Source organism: Parabacteroides sp. CAG:2 (assembly GCF_000436315.1).
Lineage (GTDB): Bacteria > Bacteroidota > Bacteroidia > Bacteroidales > Tannerellaceae > Parabacteroides > Parabacteroides distasonis.
Genome location: NZ_FR885274.1, coordinates 42,950 through 48,949, shown reverse-complemented (window position 1 = coordinate 48,949; position 6,000 = coordinate 42,950). Strand labels below are relative to the sequence as shown.

General features: G+C 48.0%; 6 protein-coding genes. 2 read left to right on the top strand and 4 right to left on the bottom strand.

What is annotated here, in order from left to right:
• Positions 1-69: 69 nt before the first annotated feature.
• Positions 70-1,023, bottom strand: coding sequence for an NAD-dependent epimerase/dehydratase family protein (locus QVP94_RS05130; protein ID WP_005856666.1), 954 nt, complete (start codon positions 1,021-1,023; stop codon positions 70-72).
• Positions 1,024-1,202: 179 nt separating this feature from the next.
• On the opposite strand from QVP94_RS05130, the gene kbl reads away from it, so the two are divergent.
• Together kbl and QVP94_RS05120 are read left to right on the top strand one after the other, a co-directional pair.
• Positions 1,203-2,393: a glycine C-acetyltransferase gene (kbl, locus tag QVP94_RS05125; RefSeq protein WP_005856664.1), complete on the top strand. Its 1,191-nt coding sequence runs from the start codon at positions 1,203-1,205 to the stop codon at positions 2,391-2,393.
• Between the two features lie 78 nt (positions 2,394-2,471).
• Positions 2,472-3,317 carry a histidinol-phosphatase gene (locus QVP94_RS05120; protein WP_005862089.1) on the top strand — a complete coding sequence of 282 codons (846 nt, stop codon included), beginning with the start codon at positions 2,472-2,474 and terminating at the stop codon, positions 3,315-3,317.
• Here the strand turns inward: QVP94_RS05120 and QVP94_RS05115 are convergent.
• The 3 genes from QVP94_RS05115 to QVP94_RS05105 form a co-directional block, all read right to left on the bottom strand.
• Positions 3,314-3,886 carry a cob(I)yrinic acid a,c-diamide adenosyltransferase gene (locus tag QVP94_RS05115; RefSeq protein WP_022192115.1) on the bottom strand — a complete coding sequence of 191 codons (573 nt, stop codon included), beginning with the start codon at positions 3,884-3,886 and terminating at the stop codon, positions 3,314-3,316. The two genes, QVP94_RS05120 and QVP94_RS05115, sit on opposite strands and share 4 nt — an antisense overlap.
• A 140-nt stretch (positions 3,887-4,026) precedes the next feature.
• On the bottom strand, positions 4,027-5,181 hold the full coding sequence (gene dnaJ, locus QVP94_RS05110; protein WP_005856657.1) for a molecular chaperone DnaJ: 1,155 nt from the start codon (positions 5,179-5,181) through the stop codon (positions 4,027-4,029).
• 30 nt (positions 5,182-5,211) lie between these two features.
• Positions 5,212-5,796 (bottom strand): nucleotide exchange factor GrpE, encoded by a 585-nt coding sequence (locus tag QVP94_RS05105; protein WP_005862085.1) that lies wholly within the window; start codon positions 5,794-5,796, stop codon positions 5,212-5,214.
• Positions 5,797-6,000: the final 204 nt, after the last annotated feature.

Genomic DNA, 6,000 nt, shown 5'->3' with positions numbered 1-6,000 from the left:
CGGGGATCATCCCCCCTGATGATACCCCGGCCCCTCTATCCACAAACAATCATGGCTACAACATCACTCTTATTTATTGAAACGTTCTTTCAATTTAGCTAACATGTCTTTTGTCATGGCATCCAAATCATACTCCGGCTTCCAGCCCCACTCTTGGCGGGCGCAAGTATCATCCAAGGAGTTCGGCCACGACTCGGCGATAGCCTGACGCAAAGGATCTACCTCATACTCCATCTGGAATTCAGGCATATATTTCTTGATATTATTAAAGATGATCTCCGGATCGAAACTCATCGAGGCGATATTGAAAGAGTTACGGTGAACGAACTTCGTAGAATCCGCCTCCATGATCTCGATGGCGGCACGCAAGCCGTCCGGCATGTACATCATGTCCATGAAGGTACCGGCTGCGATCGGGCAAACGAACTTCTCGCCCTTAGCGGCCGAATAATAAATATCGACAGCGTAATCCGTCGTACCGCCACCCGGAGGTGTCACGTAAGAGATCAATCCGGGGAAACGAACCGAACGTGTGTCCACGCCGAAACGGATATTATAATAATCGCTTAACAACTCGCCGGATACCTTCGTCACGCCGTACATCGTACGAGGATTACGGATCGTATCTTGAGGAGTCTTGTCTTTCGGGGTATTGTTACCGAAAACGCCAATAGAGCTCGGCGTAAATACGGCGCAGTGCATCTCACGGGCCACCTCAAGCACATTGAACAAGCCCCCCATTCCGATCTTCCACGCCAACTGAGGTTTAGCCTCTGCTACAGCCGACAAAAGAGCCGCCAAGTTGTAGATCGTATCAATATTATATTTTGATACCGTCTCAGCGATCTGCTGCTCGTTCGTGATATCCACGATAGCGGAAGGTCCCGATTCTAACAACTCGCCTTTAGGTTCCGCACCCGGGATATAACCCGCTACTATGTTCCCACCGTAGATACTTCTTAATTTCATGGTTAACTCTGATCCGATCTGACCGGTAGAACCAATTACTAATACATTCTTCATCGCGTTTAATGAGATTTAAGTTTTTTTCCGTCGGCAAAGGTATAGAGAATAAAACAGTTTAGACATGAATTTCTTCTCTTTTTTAGTATTAAAATTCAAAAAAAAAACAGACCTTTGTCTGTCGCTTTGACAACGAAGCTACTACTCACATCTAAATACTAATAAAAAACGAAGTTTTTATGTACGGAAAACTTAAAGAATTCTTGACAAATGAACTTGAAGGCATCAAAGCCGCTGGTTTATACAAGAACGAGCGTATCATTACTACGCCACAGAGAGCCGACATCAAAGTAAATGCCGGAAGTGATGTTTTGAACTTCTGCGCCAACAACTATCTTGGCCTGTCCGATAACCAACGACTGATCAAGGCCGCGAAAGAAGCCATGGATACACACGGTTATGGCATGTCGTCCGTTCGTTTCATCTGTGGAACGCAGGATTTGCACAAGCAATTGGAAGCAGCCATCTCCGACTATTTCAAGACTGAGGACACGATCCTTTACGCCGCATGTTTCGACGCTAACGGTGGTTTGTTCGAGCCGTTGTTCGGCGAGGAAGACGCTATCATCTCAGATGCCTTGAACCACGCCTCTATCATCGACGGTGTTCGTTTATGCAAGGCTAAACGTTATCGCTACGCTAACGCCGATATGGCGGACTTGGAGCGTTGCCTACAAGAGGCGCAGGCCCAACGTCACCGTATCATCGCCACGGACGGCGTGTTCTCCATGGACGGCAATGTCGCTCCGATGGACAAGATTTGCGAGCTTGCCGAGAAATATGACGCATTGGTTATGGTGGACGAGTCTCACTCTGCCGGTGTCGTAGGCCCGACGGGTCATGGCGTAGCCGAGCAGTTTGATGTTTACGGACGTGTAGATATCTTCACGGGTACGCTGGGTAAGGCGTTCGGTGGTGCCATGGGTGGCTTCACGACCGGAAAGAAGGAGATTATCGATATGTTACGTCAGCGTTCTCGCCCCTACTTGTTCTCTAACTCCGTGGCTCCGGCCATCGTAGGCGCAAGCTTGGAGATGTTCAAGATGTTGAAGGAGAGCGACGCTTTACATACGAAATTAATGAACAACGTAAGTTACTTCCGCGACAAGATGCTGGCAGCCGGTTTCGATATCAAGCCGACTCAATCCGCTATCTGCGCTGTTATGTTGTACGACGCTAAGTTGTCTCAAGATTTCGCCGCCAAGATGCAGGAAGAGGGTATTTACGTAACCGGTTTTTATTACCCGGTAGTACCGAAGGGACAAGCTCGTATCCGTGTACAATTGTCCGCCGGCCACGAGACTGAGCATTTGGACAAGGCTATCGCCGCGTTTATCAAGGTAGGAAAAGAGCTAGGCGTTATCAAATAACACCTCTCTCATTCATCATACAAGGCCACATCCGGGCAAGATGATCTGGATGTGGCTTTTTAATCACTAAGAACAATCATGCAACTCAGTAACTACCATAGTCATTGTACTTTTTGTGATGGAAGAAGTATTCCGGAGGATTTCGTGAGATTCGCCATAACACACGGGTTCCGTGCGTACGGTTTTTCCTCCCACTCGCCGCTTCCGTTCGAGACCTTCTGGAATATGTCTAAAGACGATATGCCGGAGTATCTGCAAGAGATAAACCGACTGAAACAGAAATACAGCGATCAACTAGAAATATATGCCGGTCTGGAGATTGATTATCTGGACGAGACCTATAACGCCTCGATCCCCTATTTCCAAGAGTTGCCTTTGGACTACCGGATCGGTTCCATCCATTTCCTGCCCGTATCAGAGCGTCTGGTCGAAGAGAACATGGTCTGTATAGACGGCTCATTCAGGGAATACGCCCACTCCGTGGAGCGGCATTTCGAGGGAGATGTCCGGTTGCTTGTCAAGCGTTTCTTCGATACCACGATGAAAATGATAGAGGCCGGAGGCATCGATATCGTCGGGCATATGGATAAGATCTATATGAACGGACAGAAGTACGAGATCTTCAATTTTGAGGAGGATTGGTATCGGAAGCCTTTTGAGGCTTGTCTGGATCTGGTTCAGGAGAAAGGATTGATGGTAGAGGTCAACACCAAGAACTGGACCAAGAAAAAAGAGCTTTACCCCCGTGTGGAATACCTATCACGGATGCGGGAAATGAATATCCCTGTCATGGTGAACTCCGATTGCCATTATCCGGATTTGGTGAACGACGGTCGCAAGGAGGCTTTCAAGTTGCTGAAGCAAGCTGGCTTCAAGTCCACCCGTGAGCTCGTGAAAGGCAAATGGCAAGATATCGCCCTCTAGGATTTATTTTTCCGCTTATACAGGAAGGATTGCCAACGTTCCTCGGCGTTCCCTTGACGAAACATGTCATAACGTGCCATCGTAAAGAACAGATCCGATAAACGATTCACGAACGCCATGATCCCGGCAGGAACCGGGTCTTTCCGATTCAATGTCCACAAGCGGCGTTCGGCCCTGCGGGTGATCGTACGGGCCAATTGAAGGTGCGCCGAAACAGGTGTGCCTCCCGGAAGGATAAAATACCCGTTATCCTCCATCTGGGCGGATAGATCATCGATATGGGACTCACAAAAGACGGTCAAATCATCGGGAAGCGGATTCGGATTCTGATCACGGATCGCCGATGGTGTCGCCACATGAGACATCACGGCCATCATCTCACGCTGTATCCTACCCAGCAACACCTGCCATTCATGATCGGGAGACAGCAACGTACGGACAATGCCGATCTCGGCGTTCAACTCATCCAACGTCCCATTCGCCTCGATACGGATGTCATCCTTATCGACACGCTCACCGCCATGTATGCCGGTTTTTCCTTTATCTCCTCCACGGGTATATATTCTCATAGGATACTCATTTTATGACTTATGAAAAAAGACTACCGTATTCCGGCGATAAACACTATAGTATTCATTTCCAAACACTACTGTATTTATCCACGAATACTATAGTGTTCTCACACGAACACAATAGTCTTTTCTATTTGTTAATCAAAGAAGTGCTTAAACTTACTGAAGATTTTCTCTTTCATCGTCTTATTAGGCTGGAAGTTCGGTGAATTCTCCAATCCGTTCAGCGTCTCTTTCTCCGTAGACGACAAAGTCTCGGGGATATATACACTCACGTTCACCAACAAATCGCCCGTACCATAACTATTGATGGAAGGAAGTCCTTTATTACGCAAACGAAGCACCTTACCCGGCTGTGTACCCGGCTCGATCTTCAATTTCGCCTTTCCGTCGATGGTCGGGACCTCTACCGTGGCTCCCAAGGCTGCTTGCGGAACACTCAATAGCAGGTTGTATAACAGATCGTTCTCATCACGAATCAACTCCGGATGCGGTTCCTCCTCGATAAGGATCAATAAGTCGCCGTTGATTCCACCATGTCGTGCGGCGTTGCCTTTACCATTCATGGAGAGCTGCATGCCCTCGGCTACACCGGCAGGGATATTGATCGTGATAATCTCATCGTCGCGAACGACGCCCTCACCGTTACACTCCGTACATTTCTTGACAACGATCTTGCCCTCGCCACCACAAGTAGGACAAGTCGTCTGCGTCTGCATCTGCCCAAGGATCGTGTTGGCGATACGGGTAACGACACCGCTACCTTTACACGTATCACACGTCTTCACACCCTCCGAGCCTTCCGCCCCGCTACCGTGACAATGCGAACAAGGCACATACTTCTTCACCTTGATCTTCTTTTCCACGCCGTTAGCGATCTCTTTCAGGTTCAGCTTCACCTTCACACGCAAGTCCGATCCACGGTTCACACGGCGTCCTCCACGAGAACCGCCGAAACCACCGAAGCCACCAAAACCGCCAAAATGTCCACCAAAGATGTCACCGAACTGGGAGAAGATATCCTCCATGGACATACCACCACCGAAGCCGCCACCTTGTGAAGCCCCGCCGACACCCGCATGGCCGAATTGGTCATAACGCTGACGCTTTTGCGGATCGCTCAACACGTCGTATGCCTCAGCCGCCTCCTTAAAGTTCTCCTCCGCTTGCTTATCGCCCGGGTTCTTATCCGGGTGGAATTGTATCGCCTTCTTACGGTACGCTTTCTTTATCTCATCCGCCGAAGCATTCTTCTCAACGCCCAGCACTTCATAGTAATCCCTTTTAGCCATCCTTGTATTTGTTATTTGCCGATTTTCCGATTATTCTCCCACTACTACTTTAGCGTGACGTATTACCTTGTCAAATAAGGTATATCCAGTTTGTACGCAATCCAATACCTTGCCCTTCATGTCCGGTTCCGGAGCGGGAATCGTAGCGATAGCCTCAAACTCCTCCGTGTTGAACGGCTTACCTATGGCCTCGATCGGCTTTACGCCTTGCTGAGACAGATAGCCCATGAACTTACCGAAAATCAAGTCCACGCCTTCTTTAACGGCCTCTACATCCTCAGCCGTGCGGACGTTCTGCAAAGCACGCTCGAAATCGTCGATAATAGGAAGAAGGTTCTTTAACGCACCCTCGCCGCCAGTCTTGATCAAATCGGCCTTCTCACGCATCGTACGTTTACGGTAATTGTCAAACTCCGCCATCAAGCGCAGGTGGGAATCGTTCAATTCGTTATATTTCTTTTGCAAGGCTTCCACCTCGCCCGACACATTGTCAGAGCCGGCAGTTTCATCTGCCGCATTTGACTGTTCTTCCTGCAAATTTGTCGCTTCCTCATTATTCACGTTTTCGTTTTTTGAAGCGTTTTCTTTTTTCTCGTTTGGATTCATCTTGCTCATAATCTATCTGATTTTTTTCATTACTAACTAATTGTAAGCGAAATACGGTACCACATAAATACCCTTAAAAAGTATATACACAGCATCCATATCAAGTTCATACACTATTATAGCAGCAAATATATTGCCAACTATTCCACCACATCAAAAATATCTTTACCTTTGCCTATGTTTTAAACGAAACAGGTATTTTTAGAGTAAATA

Excerpts from the sequence above, each read along its gene's own strand:
- QVP94_RS05130 (WP_005856666.1), bottom strand. The coding sequence starts at position 1,023 with ATGAAGAATGTATTAGTAATTGGTTCTACCGGTCAGATCGGATCAGAG.
- kbl (WP_005856664.1), top strand. The coding sequence starts at position 1,203 with ATGTACGGAAAACTTAAAGAATTCTTGACAAATGAACTTGAAGGCATC.
- QVP94_RS05120 (WP_005862089.1), top strand. The coding sequence starts at position 2,472 with ATGCAACTCAGTAACTACCATAGTCATTGTACTTTTTGTGATGGAAGA.
- QVP94_RS05115 (WP_022192115.1), bottom strand. The coding sequence starts at position 3,886 with ATGAGAATATATACCCGTGGAGGAGATAAAGGAAAAACCGGCATACAT.
- dnaJ (WP_005856657.1), bottom strand. The coding sequence starts at position 5,181 with ATGGCTAAAAGGGATTACTATGAAGTGCTGGGCGTTGAGAAGAATGCT.
- QVP94_RS05105 (WP_005862085.1), bottom strand. The coding sequence starts at position 5,796 with ATGAGCAAGATGAATCCAAACGAGAAAAAAGAAAACGCTTCAAAAAAC.